Genomic DNA, 21,915 nt, shown 5'->3' on the forward strand with positions numbered 1-21,915 from the left:
CCGCTACGGGATAAAGGGCTACCACATGATGACGCGGTCTTTTGGCGCCAGATACATTTTATCGCCCGGTTTGACGCCAAAAGCGTTGTAAAAACCCGGCTGGTTGCGCACGGTGCCGTTGGCGCGGAACTGGTCCGGCGAATGCGGGTCGGATTTAAGGTAAACGATTTGCTGGGCGTCGCGGATCTTGCTGCGCCACACCTGGCCAAAGCCCATGTAGAAGCGCTGCTCGCCGCTCAGGCCGTCGATCACCGGCGAAGGCTGGCCGTTCAGCGAAATCTGGTAAGCCTTGAGCGCGATCGCCGCGCCGGAGTTGTCGGCGATGTTCTCGCCCAGGGTCAGCTCGCCGTTGACGTGGTAGCCCTTGACCGGGCTGAAGGCGCTGTACTGCCTGACCAGCATCTTGCTCTTGGCGGCGAAGTTCTTGTGGTCGGCCTTGGTCCACCAGTCGCGCAGGTTGCCGTCGCCGTCGTACTGGGCGCCCTGGTCGTCGAAGCCGTGGCTGATCTCGTGGCCGATCACCGCGCCGATGGCGCCGTAGTTGACCGCGTCGTCGGCGTCGGCGTTGAAGAACGGCGGCTGCAGGATGGCGGCCGGGAACACGATCTCGTTCAGCTCCGGGTTGTAGTAGGCGTTGATGGTCTGCGGCGTCATGCCCCATTCGTCGCGGTCGACCGGCTTGCCGAGCTTGTTCACTTCCTTGTTGTAGTCGAACTCGCGCGAGCGGCGTACATTGCCCACCAGGTCGTCCTTGACCACCACCAGCGACGAGTAGTCGCGCCACTTGTTCGGATAGCCGATCTTGACCATGAACTTGGCCAGCTTGGCCTGCGCCTGTTCCTTGGTGGCCGGGCCCATCCAGTCCAGCGTGTTGATGCTTTGCTTGAAGGCCGCCAACAGGTTCCGCACCAGCGCCTCCATGCGCGCCTTGCGCTCGGCCGGGAAATGCTGCTCCACGTACAGCTTGCCCAGGCTCTCGCCCAGCGCGCCGTCGGTGGCGTTGACCGCGCGCTTCCAGCGCGGCTCCTGTTCCTTGGTGTCGCTCAGCACGGTGCCGTAGAAGGCGAAGTTCTCCAGCGCGAAGTCTTTCGCCAGGTAGGGCGCGCTGGCGTGGATCACCTGCCAGCGGAACCACGCCTGCCAGGTCGACAGCGGGGTCTGGTTCAGCACCTTGTTGAAGCCGGTGATGAAGCTGGGCTGGCTGACGATGACGTAGTCGACCTTGCCGGCGATGCCGGTGTCGTTGAGCCAGGTGGTCCAGTCGTAGCCCGGCGCCAGCTTGGACAGGTCGGCCAGCGCCACCTTGTTGTAGGCCTTGACCGGGTCGCGCAGCTCGACCTTGGTCCACTGGACTTTCGCCAGCTCGGTCTCCAACGCGACGATGGCCTTGGCGTCGGCCGCCGGATTGGCGATGCCGGCCAGGGTCAGCATTTTGGTCACGTGCTGCTGGTACTTGGCCAGCGTGTCGGCCATCTTCTTGTCCGACTTTTTCAGGTAGTAGTCGCGGTCCGGCAGGCTCAGGCCGTCCTGCACCAGGTCGGCCACATACCTGGTCGAATCCTTGTTGTCCTGGTGGATGACGAAACCGTAGGGCGCGGTCACGCCGTAGCGGTTGAAGCGGGCGATCAGGGCCGGGATTTCCTTCTTGTCCCTGAGCGCGGCCACGCGGTCGAGCTCGGCGCGCAGCGGGGTCAGGCCCAGCTCCGCCAGTTTGGCTTCGTCCATATAGCTGGCGAAGAAATCGCCGATGCGCTGGGCGTCGGAGCCGGGCGACTTGTTCGGATCGGCGGCGGCCGCCTCGATGATGGCGCGCAGTTGCGGCTTGGTGTCGTCGTCCAGTTTTTCAAACGAACCCCAGCTCGATTTGTCGGCCGGAATGGCGGTCTTGTCCAGCCACTTGCCGTTCAGGTTGAGGAAGAAATCGTCCTGCGGGCGAATCGCGGCGTTGAGATCGCCCAGGTCCACGCCCGAGATTTTTTGCTGGGGTGCTTGTGCCTGGACGCCGGCCGAAGCCAGCAACGCCAGCGCCAGCGCGCATGATCGTTGTGTTAGATGTGCTTTCAAGTCTTTCTCCAAACGAATGGGGTCAAGTCTGACATTCGGACACGACCTCTTCTGTAGTAATTGCATACGGTCGAGCTTGTGTCCGAATGTCAGACTTGACCCCCGCTGTTGCAACGATAGCAAAAAGACCACACTGGGTGGCCTTTTTATGGGTTTTTTCGGCGGTTAAGCGCTTACCAGATGATCACGCGCTGTTCCGGCGCAACATACATCTTGTCGCCCGGCTTCACGCCGAAGGCTTCGTAGAAGCCCGGCTGGTTGACCATGGTGCCGTTGGCGCGGAACTGGCCCGGCGAATGCGGATCGGTCTTGATCAGCACGATCTGCTGGGCGTCGCGCGTCTTGCTGCGCCATACCTGCGCAAAGCCCATGTAGAAGCGCTGGTCGCCGGTCAGGCCGTCGATCACCGGCGCTTCCTTGCCGCCCAGCGACAGCTTGTAGGCCTTGTAGGCGATCGATACGCCGCTGTTGTCGGCGATGTTCTCGCCCAGGGTCAGCGAACCGTTGACGTTGTAGCCCTTGATCGGGCTGTAGCCGTCGTACTGCCTGGTCAGCGCGTCGGCCTTGGCCTTGAAGTTGGCGCGGTCTTCCTTGGTCCACCAGTCGCGCAGGTTGCCGTCGCCGTCGGACTGGCTGCCCTTGTCGTCGAAGCCGTGGCTGATTTCGTGGCCGATCACCGCGCCGATGGCGCCGTAGTTGACGGCGTCGTCGGCCTTGGCGTCAAAGAACGGCGGTTGCAGAATCGCCGCCGGGAACACGATCTCGTTCATCGTCGCGTTGTAGTAGGCGTTGATGGTCTGCGGCGTCATGCCCCACTCTTCGCGGTCGACCGGCTTGCCCAGCTTGTTGACCATGCGCTGGTGGCCGAACACCGAGGCGCGCATGGCGTTGCCCACCAGGTCGCTCTTGACGATGGCCAGCGACGAGTAATCGCGCCATTTGTTCGGGTAGCCGATCTTGGGCGTGAACTTGGCCAGCTTGGCTTGCGCTTGCTGCTTGGTTTCCGGGCTCATCCAGTCCAGCGTATCGACGCTGGCCTTGTACGACGCCAGCAAATTCTTCACCAGTTCTTCCATGCGGGCCTTGCGCTCCGGCGGGAAGTGCTGGCTCACGTACAGCTTGCCCAGCACTTCGCCCAGGCTGCCCTCCACCAGGCTCACCGCCGATTTCCAGCGCGGCGGCTTGACGGCCACGCCGGTCAGCACGGTGCTGTAGAAATCGAAGTTGGCGTCGGCGAAATCCTTCGACAGGTAAGGCGAGGCGCGGCGCAGCAGCTGCCATTCGAAGTAGGACTTCCAGGTCGCCAGGTCGGTCTTTTCCAGCGCGGCGTTAAAGCCACCCAGGTAGCTCGGCTGGTTCACGATGACGTAGTCGATCTTGTTCGCCACGCCGGCCGCCGCCAGCGCGTGCTGCCAGTCGTAGCCGGGCGCCAGCTCGGCCAGCTTGGCGATCGACATCTTGTTGTAGCGCTTGACCGGGTCGCGGTTCTCGACCTTGGTCCACTGCGCCTGGGCCAGCGAGGCTTCCAGCGCGACCACGGCCTTGGCGCTGGCGGCGGCCTGCTTGTCGCCGCCCAACGCCAGGATCTTGGCCACGTGCGCCTCATACTTGACCAGCGTGTCGGCCAGCTTGGCGTCGTCTTTTTTCAGGTAGTAATCGCGGTCCGGCAGACCCAGGCCGCTTTGCGAGATGCCGACCGCGTACTTGGTCGATTCGCGCGCATCCTGGCTGACGTAGATGCCGTACGGCGCGCCGACGCCGATCTCGCTCAGGTGGGCGATCAGCATCGGGAAGGCTTTCTTGTCCTTGATGGCGCGGATGCGGTTCAGTTCACCGGCCAGCGGCTTGACGCCCAGCGCTTCCAGTTTTTTCTCGTCCATGAAGCTGGCGTACAGGTCGCCGATTTTCTGGGCGTCGCTGCCGGCCTTGCGGCTCTTGTCGGCCTCGGCCGCTTCGATGATGGCGCGCAACTGCGGCAGCACATCGTCGCGCAGCTTGGCGAAGGTCCCCCAGCTGGATTTGTCTTCGGGAATCTGCGTGGTCTTCAGCCACTCGCCGTTCAGGTAGTGGTAGAAGTCGTCTTGCGGACGCACGCTGGCGTCGATGTATTGGGTGGCGATGCCGGACACCGGCGCAGAATCGGCGGCTACGGCGGCGCCGGCAAAGGCGGTCATCAGGCTCAGGGTAAGCGTGCTCAGCAAGTATCGTTTCACTGCATTTCCTTCTTGGTCAGAATTTCATTTCGTATTTGACGCTCCAGACTACGTAAGTCTGGTTGATCGTGTTGGCCAGTTGTGCCAGGCCATTGGTGGTCACGATATTACTACCCAGCGCGTCTTCCGCCGTTAAATTATTTGCGGAAATGCGGACTTGATTGCGGGCGTTGAATTTCCACAGGCCGTAGGCGTCGAACGAGCGCTTGCGGCTGCTGCTCACCACCTGCTCGGTGCTACTTTGGATGACGGTTGCCGGCGTCCAGTTCAGGCTGGCGCCCAGGGTCAGCGGCACCGGCTTCAGGCGGTAGTCCAGGCCGACGTTGGCGGTCTGCTTCGGTTGCGCGTCGAGGCGGTTGTCGGGGCCGGGGATGCCGTCCACGCTGGACCAGAAGCGGCTGTAGTTGGAGCGGAAGTCGATCGCCGGGCCGTCGGCGATCAGTTCCTGCAACTGCAGCTTGGCCTCCAGCTCGATGCCCCTGGTGCGGGCGTGGCCGATATTGGCCGGCGTCGACACCCAGCGCGGGCCGGTCGGCGTGTTCTGCAAGCTCAGCTCGCGGCGGATCAGGTTCTTGATGTCACGGATGAAGCCGTCGGCCGTGATGATGCCGCCACGGCCCAGGTAGTGCTCGTAGGCGAAGTCCAGGCCGGTCGCCAGTTCGGGCTTCAGGTCGGGGTTGCCGGTGCGGTCGGGCCGGGTGGCGCTGTTCAGGCGCGACAGCGACGGCAAGGCGATAAGGTCCTGGATGTTGGCGGCCTTGTAGCTCTTGGTCAGGCTGGCGCGGATCTGGTCGCGGTCGTGCCCGGGGATGCGGTAGACGCCGTGCAGCAACGGGCTCAGCACGTTGCTGCTGTTGCCGATGTCCTGGCCGGCGCGCGTGCTGGTGGTGCGTATGCCTTCCCAGCGCAAGCCGGCGTAGCCCGACCACTGCTGGTTGATGTCCCACTCGTCCTGCGCGAACACGGCCAGGCGGCGGGTGTCGGCGCTCAGGTTGTCGCCGGCATCGCCGTACTGCGACACGCCGTTCTTGTCCAGCGAAGTCTTGCTCTCGGCACGATTGCCCAGCTCGACATCCCAGCCAGCCGCCAGCGAGTGTTCCTTGCCGATCGGCGTGGTGTACTTGCCGCCGCTGCTGGCGCTGCGGTCGCGCACGGCGGCGTCGTCGGTGTAGCGTTGCAGCAGATTGCCGGCGTTGTCGAACTGAAAGCGCAACGAGTCGCTGTCGCTGCGGCCGCTGCCGAAGCCGAACTTGACGTCCAGCTTGGACCCGCCTTGCAGCTTGTGCACCCAATTGCCGAAGCCGCGAAAGAAAGTCGATTCGGCATGGGTGCCGGTCAGCGCCAGCTTGTATTCGGGCGGCTGTTGCAAGGCCGGCGGCACCAGGCCGACATTCTGCGTCAGGTCGCTGCGCGCGTTGCCGTCGCTGCGGTTGACCATCAGGAAGGGCTGGAAGTTCAGCGTATCGCCGCTGTCGAATTTATAGGACAGGCGCGGCGTCAGGTGGATGCCGCGCGCGCTGCGTTTGGTTTCGTCGAAGACGTTCTGGTCCTTGAGCACCACGCCGTCTGCGCGGGTGTCGCGGTTGTAGCTTGCGCTCTGGTCGTGCTGGCGGTTCTCGAAGACCGAACCGGTCAGCAGCCAGGTCAGGCCGCCCGCCTTGCCCGGCACCGACAGCGACACATTCGGCGCATGGCGGTCCTGCTCGATGCTGTCGGTGAACTTGAGCTGATTGTCCTTTTGCTGGTAGCCGTCGCGCAGGATGATGTTGATGGTGCCGGCGATGGCGCGCGTGCTGTGCTCGGCGATCGGGCCGCGCATGATTTCCACCCGCTCGACCTGGTCGGGCGACAGCGATTCCATCGAAAAGCCGGCCGGCGGCCGTTCGCCGTTCAGCAGCACCTGGGTGTAGCCGTTGCCCATGCCGCGCATGCGCACGTCGCCGCCACGGCCGGGTCGGCCGCCGATGGTCACGCCCGGCAGGCGCTTGAGGATGTCGCCGAGGTTGCTGTCGCCGTTACGGTCCAGTTCCTCGCGGCCGTAGACCTGCTTGCCGGCCACCGAGTTGCGGCGCTCGTCCATGTCGCTGGCGCGGCCGCCGCTGACGCTGACCTGGGGCACCGGCTTGCCGTCCGGGCCCAGGGCCGGCTTGGCGGGCGCCGCGTCCGTTTGTGCGTAAATATCGGAGGCGCCCAGCAAGGCCAGGCAGGCGAAGGAAATCAGTTTGCTCATAGGCTGCACATTCTACCGGCAGCCCTGCTGGCAAAAGGGCAAGCAGGCCGATTTTTACTTTACGATACACACCGGCCCGCCCCAGCCAGGGGACTCCCTCAGCCGCCGCCGCCCGGCAGGCTGATGCTGGCGCCGCCGGGTCCGCCGATGCTGCCGCCCATGCCGCCCTTGCGGCCGCCGCGATGCTGCTCACCGCCCTCTTCCTTGCGCGGCGCCCCACCGCTGCGGGCGCCGTTGTCCGGCACCCGCATCAGCTGCTCGCCGACCAGCTGCACCACGGCCTGGCGCTGGGTTTCATTCAAGGCATCGTTGACGGTCAGCCACCATGCGCGCATCAGCTTTTCCTCCAGCGCGCCGGCGGTGGTTTCCTCGTCGACCGCCTTGGCCAGGTCGCGCAGCTCGACATTGGCGCCCTTGGCGCCTTCCAGCGTGGCCGCCTGCAGGCGTTCGCGGCGCGACTGGCGCTCGCGCAGCAGGTTGCGGGTCTTGCTTTCGGTCTGCTGCCACAGCACTTGCTGATTGGCGTTCAGGTTCAGCGATTTTTTCAGCTCGGCCGCCATCGGCAGGAAATCCTCGGCGCGCATTTCCATGACGGGCAGCGCGAAGGCCGGCAACAAGGCCGCGCTCAGGGCCAGCGCGACCGTCACGCGCTGCAAAGTGGAACAGAAATGAGTACGCATGGGAGCTCCGTAGATAAAAAAAAGCCTGCGCTTGGGGCGCAGGCGAAAACCACTTCAGGGTAGAGAGAAATACGAGTTCAGTTTAGGCCGCGGCCCCCGCCGTTACAGGACTTCTTACAATTGCTTACGGACGTGAACAGGAAGGATACACTGCATACAAAACGGCAAACTTGACGCAACGCCAAGCGGGCGCTGGTGTGCTTCAAATGTCAACGGCAAGCGTTGTAAATTCTCGTAAAGGTATAAATGATTTCGCGACGGCTACTACGTTTGCCGAGAATCAGGTTTATACTCAACTCAAGCGCGTTGCGGCGGGGTGGCCCACCGGCGACGGCTGTCGGCAACAGCTTCGATAGGTGAAACATGGGCAAGAAATTAAAGAATTCCGGACTGGTCGGCCTGGGCGTGATCGCCGGTATCGCCGTGTCCCTGCAATTTTCCGCCATGGCGCAAAAGCCGGTGGACCCGCCGCTGCCGCTGGAGGAACTGCGCCAGCTGGCCGACGTGTTCGGCCTGATCAAGTCCGACTACGTTGAAAAAGTCGAAGACAAGAAGCTGCTGACCGAAGCCATCTCCGGCATGGTGGCCTCGCTGGACCCGCATTCCGCCTACCTGGACAAGAAAGCCTACGCCGAGCTGCGCGAAGGCTCGCAGGGCAAGTTCGTCGGCCTCGGCATCGAGATCGGCCAGAGCGAGGACGGCTACATCAAGATCGTCGCGCCGATCGAGGATTCGCCGGCCTGGCGCGCCGGCATCAAGGCGGGCGACCTGATCTCCCGCCTGGACAACACGCCGGTCAAGGGCCTGAGCCTAGACGAATCGGTCAAGAAGATGCGCGGCGAGCCGCACACCAAGGTCAGCATGACGATCCTGCGCAAGGGCGAGGCCGAGCCGCTGGTGTTCAACATCACGCGCGAAGAGATCCACCAGAAGAGCGTCAAGGGCAAGATCGTCGAGCCGGGCTATGTGTGGCTGCGCATCTCGCAGTTCCAGGAGCCGACCGTCGACGACCTGGCCGCCAAGATTATCGAATTGTACAAACAGGACCCGAACATCAAGGGCCTGGTGCTGGACCTGCGCAACGACCCGGGCGGCGTGCTGCAAGGCGCGATCGGCGTGGCGGCGGCCTTCCTGCCCAAGGACGCGGCCATCGTCTCGACCAACGGCCAGCTGCCCGATTCCAAGCAGATCTTCTACGGCCGTCCCGAATACTACGCGCTGCGCAACGACAGCGACGCGCTGGCCAAGCTGCCGGCCGCGATCAAGCTGGTGCCGATGGCGGTGCTGGTCAACACCGGCTCGGCCTCGGCCTCGGAAATCGTCGCTGGCGCGCTGCAGGATTACAAGCGGGCCGACATCATCGGCACCCAGACCTTCGGCAAGGGCTCGGTGCAGACCATCCGCCAGCTGACGGCCGACACCGCCGTCAAGCTGACCACGGCGCGCTACTACACGCCGAACGGCCGCTCGATCCAGGCCAAAGGCATCGTGCCGGACCTGGCGGTGGATGAAAACGCCGACGGCGACGGCCTGAACGCGCTGCGCACCCGCGAAGCCGACCTCGACAAGCATCTGACGAACGACCGCGACCAGGAAATCGCCAAGAGCAAGCGCGACGAGCTGGAAGAGCAGCTGCGCATCGTCGCCTTGGAAAAGAAACGCAAGCCGCTGGAATACGGCAGCGCCGACGATTTCCAGCTGGCGCAGGCGCTGAACCACCTGAAAGGCCTGCCGGTGCAACTGGCCAAGCCCGAGACCGCGGTGGTGCAGGCCCAGGTCGGCGTAAAGAAAGATCTGGCCAAGAAATAAGCAACCCGGGGTCAAGTCTGACATTCGGACACGGGCTCTACCTTAACGTGCGTTATGGTAGAGCCCGTGTCCGAATGTCAGACTTGACCCCGGGTTTGTTGTAGCGAACTCAGCGGCGCCTCAAGGGCGCCGCTTTTATTTTCGCCTAACGTGCAGTCATTGTGTAGAATTTGCCTCATTCTTGGCATGAGCCATTGCTTAATTTGAAAGTTTAAACATGAAACAAGCGGTCATCAGCGGTACCGGTCTCTTTACGCCAGCCCAGTCGATCTCCAACGAAGAGCTGGTGGAGTGCTTCAATGCCTACGCCGAACAGTTCAACGCGGACAATGCCGCCGCCATCGCGGACGGCTCCGTCACGGCGCTGGAACTGTCCAGCGTGGCCTTCATCGAGAAGGCGTCGGGCATCAAATCGCGTTATGTGATGGAAAAAACCGGCATCCTGGATCCGCTGCGCATGGTGTCGCGCATTCCCGAGCGCGCCGACGAGGAACTGTCGCTGCAGGCGGAAATCTGCGTGGCGGCGGCGCGCCAGGCGCTGGACCGCGCCGGCCGCGTGCCGGCCGATATCGACATGGTGCTGGTGGCCTGCTCGAATATGCAGCGCGGCTATCCTGCGATGGCGGTCGAGGTGCAGGGTGCGCTGGGCATCGAGGGCTACGGCTTCGACATGAACGTGGCCTGCTCGTCGGCCACCTTCGGCATCCAGCAGGCGGTGGCGGCGGTGCAGAGCGGCCAGGCGCGCGCGGTGCTGGTGCTCAACCCTGAAATCACCAGCGGCCACCTGAACTGGCGCGACCGCGACAGCCACTTCATCTTCGGCGACGCCTGCACGGCGATGGTGATCGAGGCGGCCGACACGGCCAAGGGTTCGCACCGCTGGGAAATCGTCGAGACCAAGCTGAAAACCAGCTTCTCCAACAACATCCGCAACAACTTCGGCTTCCTGAACCGCTTCGACGAAGCCGGCATCGGCCAGCCGGACAAACTGTTCCGCCAGCAGGGCCGCAAGGTGTTCAAGGACGTGTGCCCGATGGCCGCCGAGATGATCAAGACCACCATCGCCGGCGCCGGCCTGGAAGTGCCGCAGGTGAACCGCTACTGGCTGCACCAGGCCAACCTGAACATGAATCTGCTGATCAGCCGCATGGTGCTGGGCCGCGACGCCGAGCCGGGCGAAGCGCCGGTGATCCTGGACACCTACGCCAACACCTCGTCGGCCGGTTCGGTGATCGCCTTCCACAAGCACTCGGACGACATGGCGCCCGGCCAGCTGGGCGTGATCTGCTCCTTCGGCGCCGGCTACTCGATCGGCTGCGTGGTGGTGCGCCGAATTTAAGTTTCAGGGACTTGCCGGCGCCATCAAGCGCTGGCTACATGTCCAGCAACTCCGCGTGCGAACCTGTTCGTATAAAGCTGATAGAGCATTCGTCAAACCGATAAATCAGCAGAAAATCCCACCGATGTGGCACTCGCGACAATCCGCCCATTCGCCCTTTAAAGCATGCTCTCGCCACTCTGCCCCCAGGGGCTCGTCATTGGCGATCAACAACATCATGGCCTGCTTTAATCGGGACAAATCATAGCGCCCAGATCGTTCAAGCCGGGTCCAGTTTTTCAAGAAGGGCTTTTTGTAGTCCACCTGGCGTGGGGGAACCACTTTCCTAGCCGGGGCTGTCTTTTTCAAGAGCATCGGCATCCATGTGGGAACGCAGTTCCGCCATCGTCTTTCTGGAATCCCTGATGGCAGCCTGGGTTTCGGCATTGGGTACTTTGAGCTCGAAGGGCAGCGTTTGGTCTTCAATGATGCGGCGTAGCAGTGCATTCACGGCTACCGACATAGTCAGGCCGTAAGACTGCAAAACCTTTTCGGCCTCTGCTTTACGATACCCATCGACCTGCACCTCTAACGTCACGGTTCTCTCAGTCATGATCGTCTCCCGAATCGAAAGTCCATTGTAGTCCAACTGGAGCGCAAGAAAAGCGCACGATACCTGACCCGGCTCAACAGCGATATGCTATGCCGCCACGAACTGCTCGCTCAGTTCCCGCTCGACCGCTTCCGGGCCGGCGACGGTGGACTCGACCGAGTAGAAGCTCAGGTTCTTCAAGCCTATCGTCGACAGGATGGCGCGCAGATAGGGTTCGAGGAAGTCGGGCTGGCGGGCGCGCTCGCCGGTGCGGTAGCCGCCGGAGCTGACGGCGATGTACACCGGACGGTCGGCCAGCGTGCCGATCTTGCCTTCCGGCGTGACGTTGAAGGTGACGCCGATGCGCACCACATGATCCAGCCAGGCCTTCAGCGCCGACGGCACCGTGAAGTTGTGCATCGGCGTGGCGATGATCAAGCAATCGGCGTCGCGCAGTTCGGCGATCAGGCGCTCCGACAACGCCAGCGAGGACAGGGCGCGCCCAATGGCCGGCTTCGCGCCATCCCGCGCACCGCCCAATGCGCCCGCATACTCGCCATCGACATGCGGCAGCGGTTCGGCCCACAGGTCGCGCGTGACGATCTGCGCGGAGGGATGCTGCGACAGCAGCCGGTCCATCACGCGCTGGGACAGGCGATAACTCACCGATTGTTGTCCGCGCGGGCTGCAGGTGATGTGCAGGATCTTCATGCCGCACCCGCCTTCAGGAATTTGCCGAAGCGCATCGCGCCCGTCATCAGCCCCTCGCGGAAGTAGAAGCGCTGCGCCCGTGCATTCGCCAGCCCGGTATCGAGCACCAGCTTGGCGCATTCCGCCTGATCGGCAACCACCGTCAAGCGCTCCAGCAGCCGCGCGCCCCAGCCCTGGCCGCGCGTCTTCTCGCCGGCCACCAGGTCGTCGACGTAGAGGAAGCGGCCGTACACCAGGTTCTCCTCCAAGCGATAGCCGGCCAGCGCCACCACTTCGCCATCCTCCCAGGCGGCCAGGATGCGGTAGCCTTCCCGCTGGTTCATGCGCGTCACGCGCGCGACGAATTCTTCTTCGGTTTGCAGGTGCGGACGCAGTTCCTTCATCACCGGATAGCAGGCGCGCAGCTGCTCAACCGTCTCCACATCCTTCAGTTTGTCATGCATGGTCGCTCCTTTGAAAACACCATCTTATGGCTGCAATGGCATAATCTCCAGAGCCATAAAATGACATCCCGACTAGGCCATGAAAACCAAGCCCGACTTCCTCCAGCTCGACAACGCCGCCGCCGAACCGCTGTACCGGCAGATCTACACCCGCTTCCGCAGCGCCATCGCCGACGGCCTGCTGCTGCCGGACGCCCGCATCCCGTCGGCCCGCGCGCTGGCGTTGGAGCTGGGCCTGGCGCGCGGCACGGTGGAAGCGGCCTACTCGCTGCTGGCCGCCGAAGGCTACGTCGAAACGCGCGGCCAGGCCGGCACCGTGGTCACGCCGACGCTGGCGCGCCACGCGGCGACGGCGGTATCGAAACCGGCCATGCGCGCGCGCCGCGCGCCCGCCGGCGCACAGCCCTCCCCGGTGCAGGAAACGCTGAACCGGCCGTTTCAAATGGGCCTGCCGGCGCTGGACGCCTTCCCCCGCAAGGTGTGGGCGCGGCTGGCGGCGCGCGCGATCCGCGCCACGCAGGCCGACGACATGGTCTATCCGCCCTTCGCCGGCCAGGCGCCGCTGCGCGCGGCCATCGCCACCTACTTGCAGCTTTCGCGCGGCATCAACTGCTCGCCGTCGCAGGTGTTCGTCACTTCCGGCTACCGCAACACGCTGGAGCTGGTCGTGCGCGCCCTGCTGCGACCGGGCGACAGCGTGTGGGTGGAAGATCCCGGCTTCCCGGCCACCGGCGCACTGCTCACACAAGCCGGCATGACACTGGCCCCGGTGGCGGTCGACGCGGAAGGCCTGGTGGTGTCGCACGGCGTAGCCACGGCGCCGCACGCCAGGGCCGCCGTCGTCACGCCGGCGCATCAATGTCCGCTGTGCGTGTCGCTGTCGCTGCCGCGCCGCCTCGCGCTGCTGGACTGGGCAACGCAGGCCGACGCCTGGATCGTGGAAGACGACTACGACGGCGAGTACCGCTACGCCAGCCGCCCGCTGCCGGCGCTGCAAAGCCTGGACCACGATGGCCGCGTGCTGTACGCCGGCACCTTCAGCAAGGTGCTGTTCCCTGCGGTGCGGCTGGCCTATCTGGTGGTGCCGGAGGCGCAGGTAAGGCGCTTCGAACAGACCTGCCATACCTTCGCCGCCGGCGGGCCCGCGCTGACGCAAACCATCGTCAGCGATTTCATGAACGAAGGCCATTTCGCCCGCCATATCCAGCGCATGCGACGTCTCTACGCCGAACGCCGCCAGATCGCCGCGGAAGGATTGAATGCGGTGCTGGGCAAGCACCTGCGCATCGATCCGCAGCCGGGCGGCATGCACCTGGTGCTGCGCATGAAAGGCCGCCACACCGACCGCGCCCTGGCCGAACGCATGCGGCAGGACGGCATGGCGGCGCTGGCGCTGTCCGAGCGCACGCTGCTGCCGCATGCGTCGTCGGCGCTGCTGCTGGCCTTCACCAACATCGACACGCCGCAGCGGGCGCGCGAACTGGGCAAGCGTATCCTCAAGCTACTGTAACCATGCGATCCGCGCCGGCATGATTGTGCTACGCTAGGGTTCACCCACCCTGGCGCAGGAGCCCCGCACGCATGCCCCACAATATCAGCCTGATCACCACCATCGCGGCCGCACTGGGCTTCGGCCTTTTGTTCGGCTATCTCGCAACGCGCCTCAAGCTGCCTGCGCTGGTGGGTTATCTGGCTGCGGGCATCATCATCGGCCCCGCCACGCCGGGCTTCGTGGCCGATACGGCACTGGCCGGGCAGCTGGCCGAAATCGGCGTGATGCTGATGATGTTCGGCGTCGGCCTGCATTTTTCCCTCGACGACCTGTGGGCCGTGCGGCGCGTGGCGCTGCCGGGCGCCGTGTTGCAGATCGCGGTCGCCACCGCGCTCGGCATGGCGCTGGCGCACTTCTGGGGCTGGAGCATGGGCGGCGGGCTGGTATTCGGACTCGCTCTTTCGGTGGCCAGCACGGTGGTGCTGTTGCGGGCGCTGGAGGAGCGCGGCATCCTCGATAGCTTCAACGGCCGCATCGCGGTCGGCTGGCTGGTGGTGGAAGACCTGGTGACGGTGCTGGTCCTGGTGCTGCTGCCGGCGTTGGCCGGCTCGCTGGGCGGCACGGCGCTCGACAGCCACGGCGTCGCGATCACCGGCGAAGTCAATCTGTGGACCACGCTGGCGATCACGCTGGGCCAGGTGGGCGCCTTCATCGCGCTGATGCTGGTGGTCGGCCGCAAGCTGTTCCCCTGGATCCTGTGGCAGGTGGCGCGCACCGGCTCGCGCGAGCTGTTCACGCTGTGCGTGATCGCCGCCGCCGTCGGCATCGCCTATGCGTCGACCCGCTATTTCGGCGTCTCGTTCGCGCTGGGCGCCTTCTTCGCCGGCATGGTGCTGCGCGAATCCGAACTGGCGCACCGCGCCGCCGAGGAATCGCTGCCGCTGCGCGATGCGTTCGCGGTGCTGTTCTTCGTTTCGGTCGGCATGCTGTTCGAGCCGTCGATCGTGGTCGAGCAGCCGCTCAAGTTGTTGGCGGTGGTGACCATCATCGTGGTCGGCAAGTCGGTCGCCGCCTTTCTGCTGGTGCTGCTGCTGCGCTACCCGGCCAAGACCGCGCTGATGGTGTCGGCCAGCCTGGCGCAGATCGGCGAATTCTCCTTCATCCTGGCGGCGCTGGGCCTGTCCCTGGGCCTGATGCCGGCCGAAGGACAAAGCCTGATACTGGCCGGCGCCATCATCTCCATCGCGCTCAATCCGGTGGTGTTCCGCATCACCAAGCCGCTGGAACGCTGGCTGGGCAAGAACGTGGCGCTGGCGGCCAAGTTCGAGCGCGCCGCCGATCCGCTGGCGGAATTGCCGACATCGGTGCCGCAGGAGCATCTGTCAGGACAAGTGGTGCTGGTCGGGTATGGCCGGGTGGGCCGGAGGATCGCCGCCTTGCTCACCGAACACGGCGTCCCCTTCGTGGTGGCCGAACAGAATCGCGAACTGGTCGATCGGTTGCGCAAGGAAGGAGCGCATGCGGTGGCCGGCAATGCCGGCGAGCCGGCGGTGCTGATCCAGGCGCACATCGCGCGCGCCGCGATGCTGGTGATCGCCACGCCGGACACCTTCCACGTGCGGGCCATGATCGAGACCGCGCGCGCGCTCAACCCCAATATCAGGACCGTGGTGCGTACCCATAGCGACGAAGAGGCGGAACTGCTGCGCGGCGAGCGCGCGGGGGAGATCTTCATCGGCGAGCAGGAACTGGCCAAAGGAATGACGGAGTTCGTGCTGACCAATTTGAAAAAAAACGGAGATTCTCATGCTCACTAGACGCGCATTGATGCGCTGCGCCGCGGCGCTGCCATTGTCCACCATCGTTGCCGGCGCGAGCGCGTCGCCGGCACGGGTCAAGCTGGAGTTCCACAGCGCGTTCCTGATGAACCTGCACCACTTCCTGTTCAACCTGGGCGTGCGCCCGGAGCAGCTGGAAAAAATCGGCTGGACGGCCACGCCTTCCGCCGACGAGATGGCGGCGCTGCGCAGCGCCGTCGCCTGGTATCGCGACAACTACGCCAAGCGCGACCTGCTGTTCGACGAGCAGATGGCGTCCATCAAAATCGCGCTGAGCGTCGCCGATACGCGGCGCGATACCACCGGCCTGAAACTGCCGCCGCAGCTGGCGGCAGCCATCGACAGCGCGGCACCCGTGTACGCGCGCTGCATCTGGGCGCAGCACGACGCCAGCAACCGGCAATGGATCGCCGAAGCGAAGCGGCTCAATGAGCGCTACGGGGCCGAGGTGCAGGAAGGCGTCGCCCGCTATCTGCAAGCGCCGTTCCCGTTGACGCCGATCCGTGTCGACATCGTGGTGGAAACCGGCACGCGCCAGGGCGCCTACACCGACACGCAAGCCGTGATCCCCGGCGGACGCCCCAGCTATCAAGGCCTGGCGTCGCTGGAGATGGTGTATCACGAGATCTCGCACGTCGAATCGACGGCGAAGCTGGACGAGGCCATCGAAACGCGCCTCAAGGCGACGCAACGCAAGCCCGATTCGGACCTGTGGCACGTGGTGCAGTTCTACACCATCGGCAGTGTGGTGAAGGATGCCTACAAACGGCGCGACGGCATGGAGTACCAGCCCTACGCGGACAAGGCCGGCCTGTTCAAAGGCTACTGGTCCCCGCTCATACCGCTGGTGGAGAGCGAATGGCGTCCCTACATGAACGGCAAGCAGACCTTCGAGCAGGCAGTGGTCCGCATGGTGGACCAGCTGCCGGCCGGATAAGCAGCGCTACAGGCTGACCGCCAGCTCCGCGCCTTCCTTGATGGCGCGCTTGGCGTCCAGCTCCGCGGCCAGCGCGGCGCCGCCGATCTTGTGGAAACGCGGCCAATTGGCGTTGGCTTTGACTTCCTCTTCCGACGGCATCAACTCGGTCAGGCTGTCCTGGCCCGCGCAGACCACCACGTTATCCACCGACAGCAAACGCTGTTCGCCGGCGATGGTCACGTGCAGGCCCTGGTCGTCGATGCGGTCGTACTGCACGCCGGCCAGCATCACCACGCCGTTGCGCGCCAGGACCGCGCGGTGCACCCAGCCCGAGGTCTTGCCCAGGCCTGCGCCCAGTTTCGACACCTTGCGCTGCAGCAGATACAGCTGGCGCACGGGTTCCGGCGCGGAGACGGTCGTCAGGCCGCCCGGCGCGTCGCCCTTCATGTCCACGCCCCATTCCTTGGCCCAGACATCCAGCGCCAGCGGCAGCGGATGCTTCGGATCGTGCAGCAGGTATTCGCCGACGTCGAAGCCGATGCCGCCGGCGCCGATGATGGCCACGCGCTTGCCGACCGGCGCCTTGTTCTGCAGGACGTCGATATACGACAGCACCTTCGGATGGTTGATGCCTTCGATCGGCGGACGGCGCACCTTGATGCCGGTGGCGACCACCACGTCGTCGTAGCCGTCGGCGATCAGCTGCTCGCGCGTGACGCGCACGCCCAGCTTGACGGTCACGCCGGTCAGTTCCAGCTTGCGGCGGAAGTAGCGGATGGTCTCGGCGAATTCCTCCTTGCCCGGAATCTGCATGGCGATCTTGAACTGGCCCCCGACGCTGTCGCTGGAATCGAACAGCGTCACGTCATGGCCGCATTCCGCCGCCACCGTGGCCGCCGACAAGCCGGCAGGGCCGGCGCCGACCACCGCCACGCGGCGTTTCTTGGCCGTCGGCGCGTAGACCAGTTCCGTCTCGTGGCAGGCGCGCGGGTTCACCAGGCAGCTGGCGCGCTTGTTGGAGAAGGTGTGGTCCAGGCAGGCCTGGTTGCAGCCGATGCAGGTGTTGATTTCGTCGGCGCGGCCTTGCGCGGCCTTGTTGACGAACTCCGAATCGGCCAGGAAGGGACGCGCCATCGAAATCATGTCGGCGTCGCCACGTTGCAGGATGCCTTCCGCCTCGGCCGGCATGTTGATGCGGTTGGACGCCACCACCGGTATCGTCACCTCGCGGCGCAGACGGCCCGCCAGGCTGGCGAAGGCGCCGCGCGGCACCGAGGTCACGATGGTCGGTACGCGCGCCTCGTGCCAGCCGTAGCCGGAATTGAGGATGGTCACGCCGGCGTGCTGCAAGGCCTTGGCCACGGCCACCACGTCGTCCCAGGTGTTGCCGCCGTCGACCAGGTCGAGCAGCGAATGCCGGTACATGATGATGAAGTCATTGCCCACTTCCGCGCGGATGCGCTTGACGATTTCCACCGGCAACCGCATGCGGTTCTCGATGCTGCCGCCCCAGCGGTCGGTGCGCAGGTTGGTGCGCGCGCACAGGAACTGGTTGAGCAGGTAGCCTTCGCTGCCCATCACTTCGATGCCGTCGTAGCCGGCGTCGCGCGCCAGCTTGGCGCAGCGGGCGTAGTCGCGGATGGTCGATTCGATGCCTGCCTCGGTCAGCGCGCGCGGCTTGAACGGCGAGATCGGCGATTTTTTCTCCGACGCCGACACCACGAAGGGCTGGTAGCCGTAGCGGCCCGCATGCAGGATCTGCATCAGGATCTTGCCGCCCTCTTCATGCACGGCGCTGGTGACGCGGCGATGGTTGATCACGTCGCCCTTGAAATTGAGCGTGCCGCCGAACGGCAGCAGCCACCCGGAGCGGTTGGGCGAGATGCCGCCGGTGACGATCAATCCGACGCCGCCGCGCGCGCGTTCGCGATAGAAGGCGGCCAGCTTGCCGTAGTTGTAGAAGCGGTCCTCAAGGCCGGTGTGCATGGAGCCCATGAGGACGCGGTTGCGCAGCGTCGTGAAGCCAAGATCGAGAGGGGCCAGCAGGTGTGGGTATGGTGTAGTTGTCATTATGGTTGTTAGAGTCAGACGCGGGTCATGGGCGAAGATATGCCCGCATTAAAACGCAATTCTCTAGACCTGGGCTTCTAAAGTCCCGGCGGCCGCCCCTGAATTTGACAGTGGGTGCGGTAGCGCTCTTGTATTCTGCCACCCTTTCCCTTACGCTGGAAAGATGATGCGATTCCTTCTGTTTTTGATGCTAGGTGTAGCCGCCCCGGTGATGGCGCAGGCACCTAGGCTTGAATTACCCAAGCTGGAGGTGTCGGTCAACCGGGTTGAGTTAGATGCGCTGCATATGTACGAAGTGGACGCCACCGGCACGGTGGCGGCGCCACTGCCGAAGGTATGGCGCATCCTGACCGGCTATGAGCGCATGGCCGAATTCGTGCCAGACATGGAGTCGTGCCGGGTCCTGTCGCGCAATGGCAATGAGGTCATCATCGAACAATTCGGCGTGGCCCGCTTCCTGTTCATGTCCAAATCCATCCACCTGATCGTGCGCGCGACCGAGCAGCCGATGTCGTCGATCGACATCTCGCTGATCTCCGGCGACATGAAGCACTACGAATCGCACTGGGAATTGATACCGGTGCCCGAAACCGGCGGCACCAAGGTGGTCTACAGCGGCAAGCTGATACCGAACTTCTACGTGCCCGGCATCCTCGGCGCGAAGATGATACGCGGCGATATCGAGCGCATGATGAACGCCGTGCTGGCGCGCCTCGACCGCCGCGAGGACGCTAGATAATCAAGCTAAATACGTGTCGCGGTCGCGCAGCTCCGCGAAGTTTTCCAGGCTGCCGATCTTCACCAGCACCGGATTGAGGCTCAGCTTCGCCTGCATGGCGCGCCAGGCGAACTGCCATTCCTGCTCCGGCGCTTCGGCCGCGGTCTTGGTGAAGGCCGCGCCCAAGGCGGCGCGGGTGCCGTATTCGATGGCGCCGTCGATGCCGGCCCAGCTAGGCAAGGTGCGCTGCACCGCGCGGTGCAGGCGCTCGCCGAATTCCTCGGTGTTGTGGATGACCAGGCAAGTGTCCGACGAGAACAGCTCGAACAGCTTGCGGTCCCACGCCTGCGAGAAACTCAGGGTCAGGCAGCTGGAGGCCGGGGACAGGATAAACTGGCCCTGGGTCAGCGCCAGTTCCAGGTCTTCGCGCACGCCGTAGCGGTACAGGGTCGGAGGGCGTTTGTAATCGTGCATGTTGATACTCTATTCTTTGCAAAGTTATTTGATCGTGCGGCGCACGTGGCGGTGCGAGCGCATCGCCGCCGAGGCGATGAAGATCTCGCGCAGCAGGTAGACGAAACTGCCGATCAGGGCCAGCATCGCCACCACGAACATGCCCGCGATGTATTTATCCAGCGAGATGTTGGTGATATCGCCCAGGAACAGCATCGCAATCACCAGGCAAATCAGCAGCCCGCAGGCGGTCGACAGCGTGATCGAGGCGTTGATCAGGTGCGATCGCCGGTACAGCACATCGAGTTCGTTCAGATAAACGTCGCTGTAGCCGATATCGAGCCTGTCCTCCAGCACCCGCGAACGGTCGATGATGCGCGCCAGGCGGTTGGTCAGCACCATCAGGTTGGTGCATACGCCAGTCAGCAGGAACACCGGCGCGATCGCCAGCTGGATGATGTGGCCGATATCGCCGATTTGTATATTCATGGATGCGTGGTAGCTGGAATTATCGATAGTGTATCAGCCCGGGCCGGGTGTCCCCCGATTCCGGGCCGATTCCGGGCAGCTCAGGCGAATCCGCGGCTCCTCTTGAACTGCTCGGTGGCGCCCACCAGGGCCCGCGAAATGCCCTTTTCCATCGCGCCGTGACCGGCGTCCGGCACCATGTTGAGCACCGATCCGGGCCAGGCCTGGTGCAGGCGCCAGGCCGATACCGGCGGGCAGATCACGTCGTAGCGGCCCTGCACGATCACCGCCGGCAGGTGGGCGATGCGATCGACATTGCGCAGCAGCTGGTCCTCGCCGAAGAAGCCCAGGTTGGCCATGTAGTGCGATTCCAGCCGGCCCACGCCCAGGTCCAGCGTGTCGGACGGCGGATCTTCGGCCTGCGGCATCAGGAACACGCGCCGGCCCTCGAAGCGGCTCCAGGCGCGCACCGCCGGCCAGTGGACGGCCGGGTCGTCGCTCATGATGCGGTCGACGTAGGCTTGCAGCAGGTTGCCGCGTTCCGCCGGCGGGATCGGTGCGACGAATTCGGCGTGCACCTCGGGATGGAACCACTGGGCGCCGTGCAGGAACCAGTCCACTTCCGCCTGCGTGCACAGGAAGATGCCGCGCAGGATGAAGCCCAGGCAGCGCTCGGGATGCGCCTGGCCGTAGGCCAGCGCCAGCGTCGACCCCCAGGAACCGCCGAACACCAGCCACTGCTCGATGCCGCACATGACGCGCAGGCGCTCGATGTCGTCGATCAGCAGGTCGGTGGTGTTGGCGCGGCATTCGCCCAGCGGCAGCGACTTGCCGGCGCCGCGCTGGTCGAACAGGATCACGCGGTACTGGTCCGGATCGAAGAAGCGGCGGTGCTGAGGCGACAGGCCGGCGCCCGGTCCGCCGTGCAGGAAGACCACCGGTATGCCCTGTGGATTGCCGACCTCCTCCCAGTAAATGGTGTGCAGGTCGTCGACCGCCAGCATGCCGTGGCGCGACGGCAGAACGGGCGGGAACAGGGGCGAAGTCGGGTCGAACATGGCTATCCTTTAAGCATCGATAGCAGATTGTACGAAAAAAAAGCCAGGATCGCGAACGATCCTGGCCCGAGGCTACAACATCATGCCGCTTAGGACATGTGCTGGCCGCCGTTGATGGCGATATTGGCGCCGGTGACGAAAGCCGCTTCGTCCGACGACAGGTAGGCCACCAGGCCCGCCACTTCTTCCGGCTTGCCCAGGCGGGCCATCGGAATTTGCGGAATGATTTTGGTGTCGAGCACTTCCTGCGGGATCTCCATCACCATTTTGGTGCCGATGTAGCCAGGCGAGATGGTGTTGACGGTCACGCCCTTGCGCGCCACTTCCAGCGCCAGCGCCTTGGTGAAGCCGTGCATGCCGGCCTTGGCGGCCGAATAGTTGGTCTGGCCGAACGCGCCCTTCTGGCCGTTGACCGACGAGATGTTGATGATGCGACCCCAGCCGCGTTCCACCATGCCATCGCACACCGGCTTGGTCATGTTGAACACGGAGTCCAGATTGGTGGCCATGACGGCGTCCCAATTCGGCTTGTCCATCTTTTTAAAAGTCATGTCGCGGGTGATGCCGGCGTTGTTCACCAGCACGTCGATCGGACCGATATCTTTTTCGATCGCGGCGACGCACGCCTGAGCCGAATCGTAGTCGGCCACATCGCACGGGTAAGCGCGGAAATTAAAGCCCTGATCGCGGGTAGTTGCGAGCCATTGCTCGACCTTCGGATTGCCAGGGGAATACGTGGTAACGACGCAATAGCCTAGCGCCGACAGTTTGAAACACACTGCCTCGCCCAAGCCACCCATGCCACCGGTTACTAATGCAACTCTTGCCATTTTCGTCCC

At 64.3% G+C, this 21,915-nt stretch carries 19 protein-coding genes; 6 read left to right on the forward strand and 13 right to left on the reverse strand.

The window, feature by feature from the left end:
- Positions 1–18: 18 nt before the first annotated feature.
- The 4 genes from AC1RMD_RS01220 to AC1RMD_RS01235 form a co-directional block, all read right to left on the reverse strand.
- Entirely contained in the window at positions 19–2,064 is a 2,046-nt protein-coding gene (locus AC1RMD_RS01220) for a M13 family metallopeptidase (protein WP_492922869.1), read from the reverse strand.
- A 173-nt stretch (positions 2,065–2,237) separates the two neighbouring features.
- Positions 2,238–4,238: a M13 family metallopeptidase gene (locus AC1RMD_RS01225; protein ID WP_492923551.1), complete on the reverse strand. Its 2,001-nt coding sequence runs from the start codon at positions 4,236–4,238 to the stop codon at positions 2,238–2,240.
- Between the two features lie 55 nt (positions 4,239–4,293).
- Complete coding sequence (locus AC1RMD_RS01230; RefSeq protein ID WP_492922871.1) at positions 4,294–6,507, reverse strand: TonB-dependent receptor plug domain-containing protein; 2,214 nt, start codon at positions 6,505–6,507, stop codon at positions 4,294–4,296.
- A 98-nt stretch (positions 6,508–6,605) separates the two neighbouring features.
- Positions 6,606–7,187 (reverse strand): hypothetical protein, encoded by a 582-nt coding sequence (locus tag AC1RMD_RS01235; protein ID WP_492922873.1) that lies wholly within the window; start codon positions 7,185–7,187, stop codon positions 6,606–6,608.
- A 363-nt stretch (positions 7,188–7,550) separates the two neighbouring features.
- Here AC1RMD_RS01235 and AC1RMD_RS01240 point away from each other — a divergent pair, with 363 nt between their 5' ends.
- Both AC1RMD_RS01240 and AC1RMD_RS01245 read left to right on the forward strand, forming a co-directional pair.
- Positions 7,551–8,996, forward strand: coding sequence for a S41 family peptidase (locus AC1RMD_RS01240; protein ID WP_492922875.1), 1,446 nt, complete (start codon positions 7,551–7,553; stop codon positions 8,994–8,996).
- 217 nt (positions 8,997–9,213) lie between these two features.
- Positions 9,214–10,335, forward strand: coding sequence for a beta-ketoacyl-ACP synthase III (locus tag AC1RMD_RS01245; RefSeq protein ID WP_492922877.1), 1,122 nt, complete (start codon positions 9,214–9,216; stop codon positions 10,333–10,335).
- A gap of 105 nt (positions 10,336–10,440) precedes the next feature.
- Here the strand turns inward: AC1RMD_RS01245 and AC1RMD_RS01250 are convergent, their stop codons facing one another.
- From AC1RMD_RS01250 to AC1RMD_RS01265, 4 genes are all read right to left on the reverse strand, one after another.
- Positions 10,441–10,761 (reverse strand): type II toxin-antitoxin system YafQ family toxin, encoded by a 321-nt coding sequence (locus tag AC1RMD_RS01250; RefSeq protein WP_492922879.1) that lies wholly within the window; start codon positions 10,759–10,761, stop codon positions 10,441–10,443.
- The gene (locus AC1RMD_RS01255; RefSeq protein ID WP_492922881.1) at positions 10,661–10,927 is read right to left on the reverse strand and encodes a type II toxin-antitoxin system RelB/DinJ family antitoxin; all 267 of its coding nucleotides are present in this window, start codon (positions 10,925–10,927) and stop codon (positions 10,661–10,663) included. The genes AC1RMD_RS01250 and AC1RMD_RS01255 overlap by 101 nt, the downstream gene beginning before the upstream one ends.
- Before the next feature lie 87 nt (positions 10,928–11,014).
- Positions 11,015–11,617, reverse strand: coding sequence for an FMN-dependent NADH-azoreductase (locus AC1RMD_RS01260; RefSeq protein ID WP_492922883.1), 603 nt, complete (start codon positions 11,615–11,617; stop codon positions 11,015–11,017).
- Positions 11,614–12,060 carry a GNAT family N-acetyltransferase gene (locus tag AC1RMD_RS01265; protein ID WP_492922885.1) on the reverse strand — a complete coding sequence of 149 codons (447 nt, stop codon included), beginning with the start codon at positions 12,058–12,060 and terminating at the stop codon, positions 11,614–11,616. Before AC1RMD_RS01265 ends, AC1RMD_RS01260 begins: the two co-directional genes overlap by 4 nt.
- 79 nt (positions 12,061–12,139) lie before the next feature.
- Between AC1RMD_RS01265 and pdxR the strand changes: the two genes are divergently transcribed.
- The 3 genes from pdxR (at position 12,140) to AC1RMD_RS01280 (ending at position 16,327) form a co-directional block, all read left to right on the forward strand.
- Entirely contained in the window at positions 12,140–13,570 is a 1,431-nt protein-coding gene (gene pdxR / locus AC1RMD_RS01270) for a MocR-like pyridoxine biosynthesis transcription factor PdxR (protein WP_492922887.1), read from the forward strand.
- A gap of 71 nt (positions 13,571–13,641) precedes the next feature.
- Entirely contained in the window at positions 13,642–15,369 is a 1,728-nt protein-coding gene (locus AC1RMD_RS01275; protein WP_492922889.1) for a cation:proton antiporter domain-containing protein, read from the forward strand.
- Complete coding sequence (locus tag AC1RMD_RS01280) at positions 15,359–16,327, forward strand: hypothetical protein (RefSeq protein ID WP_492922891.1); 969 nt, start codon at positions 15,359–15,361, stop codon at positions 16,325–16,327. The genes AC1RMD_RS01275 and AC1RMD_RS01280 overlap by 11 nt, the downstream gene beginning before the upstream one ends.
- A 6-nt stretch (positions 16,328–16,333) precedes the next feature.
- Here AC1RMD_RS01280 and AC1RMD_RS01285 read toward each other — a convergent pair whose 3' ends face one another.
- Entirely contained in the window at positions 16,334–18,379 is a 2,046-nt protein-coding gene (locus AC1RMD_RS01285) for an oxidoreductase (protein WP_492922893.1), read from the reverse strand.
- A 211-nt stretch (positions 18,380–18,590) separates the two neighbouring features.
- Between AC1RMD_RS01285 and AC1RMD_RS01290 the strand changes: the two genes are divergently transcribed.
- Positions 18,591–19,118 carry an SRPBCC family protein gene (locus tag AC1RMD_RS01290; RefSeq protein WP_492922895.1) on the forward strand — a complete coding sequence of 176 codons (528 nt, stop codon included), beginning with the start codon at positions 18,591–18,593 and terminating at the stop codon, positions 19,116–19,118.
- Here AC1RMD_RS01290 and AC1RMD_RS01295 read toward each other — a convergent pair whose 3' ends face one another.
- From AC1RMD_RS01295 to phbB, 4 genes are all read right to left on the reverse strand, one after another.
- On the reverse strand, positions 19,119–19,571 hold the full coding sequence (locus AC1RMD_RS01295; protein ID WP_492922897.1) for a hypothetical protein: 453 nt from the start codon (positions 19,569–19,571) through the stop codon (positions 19,119–19,121).
- Positions 19,572–19,595: 24 nt separating this feature from the next.
- Positions 19,596–20,039 (reverse strand): DUF2721 domain-containing protein, encoded by a 444-nt coding sequence (locus tag AC1RMD_RS01300; RefSeq protein WP_492922899.1) that lies wholly within the window; start codon positions 20,037–20,039, stop codon positions 19,596–19,598.
- An 80-nt stretch (positions 20,040–20,119) separates the two neighbouring features.
- On the reverse strand, positions 20,120–21,076 hold the full coding sequence (pip, locus tag AC1RMD_RS01305) for a prolyl aminopeptidase (RefSeq protein ID WP_492922901.1): 957 nt from the start codon (positions 21,074–21,076) through the stop codon (positions 20,120–20,122).
- Between the two features lie 89 nt (positions 21,077–21,165).
- Positions 21,166–21,906, reverse strand: coding sequence for an acetoacetyl-CoA reductase (phbB, locus tag AC1RMD_RS01310; RefSeq protein ID WP_008443632.1), 741 nt, complete (start codon positions 21,904–21,906; stop codon positions 21,166–21,168).
- Positions 21,907–21,915: the final 9 nt, after the last annotated feature.

The organism is Duganella sp. GW822-FHT06D06 (genome assembly GCF_058799615.1).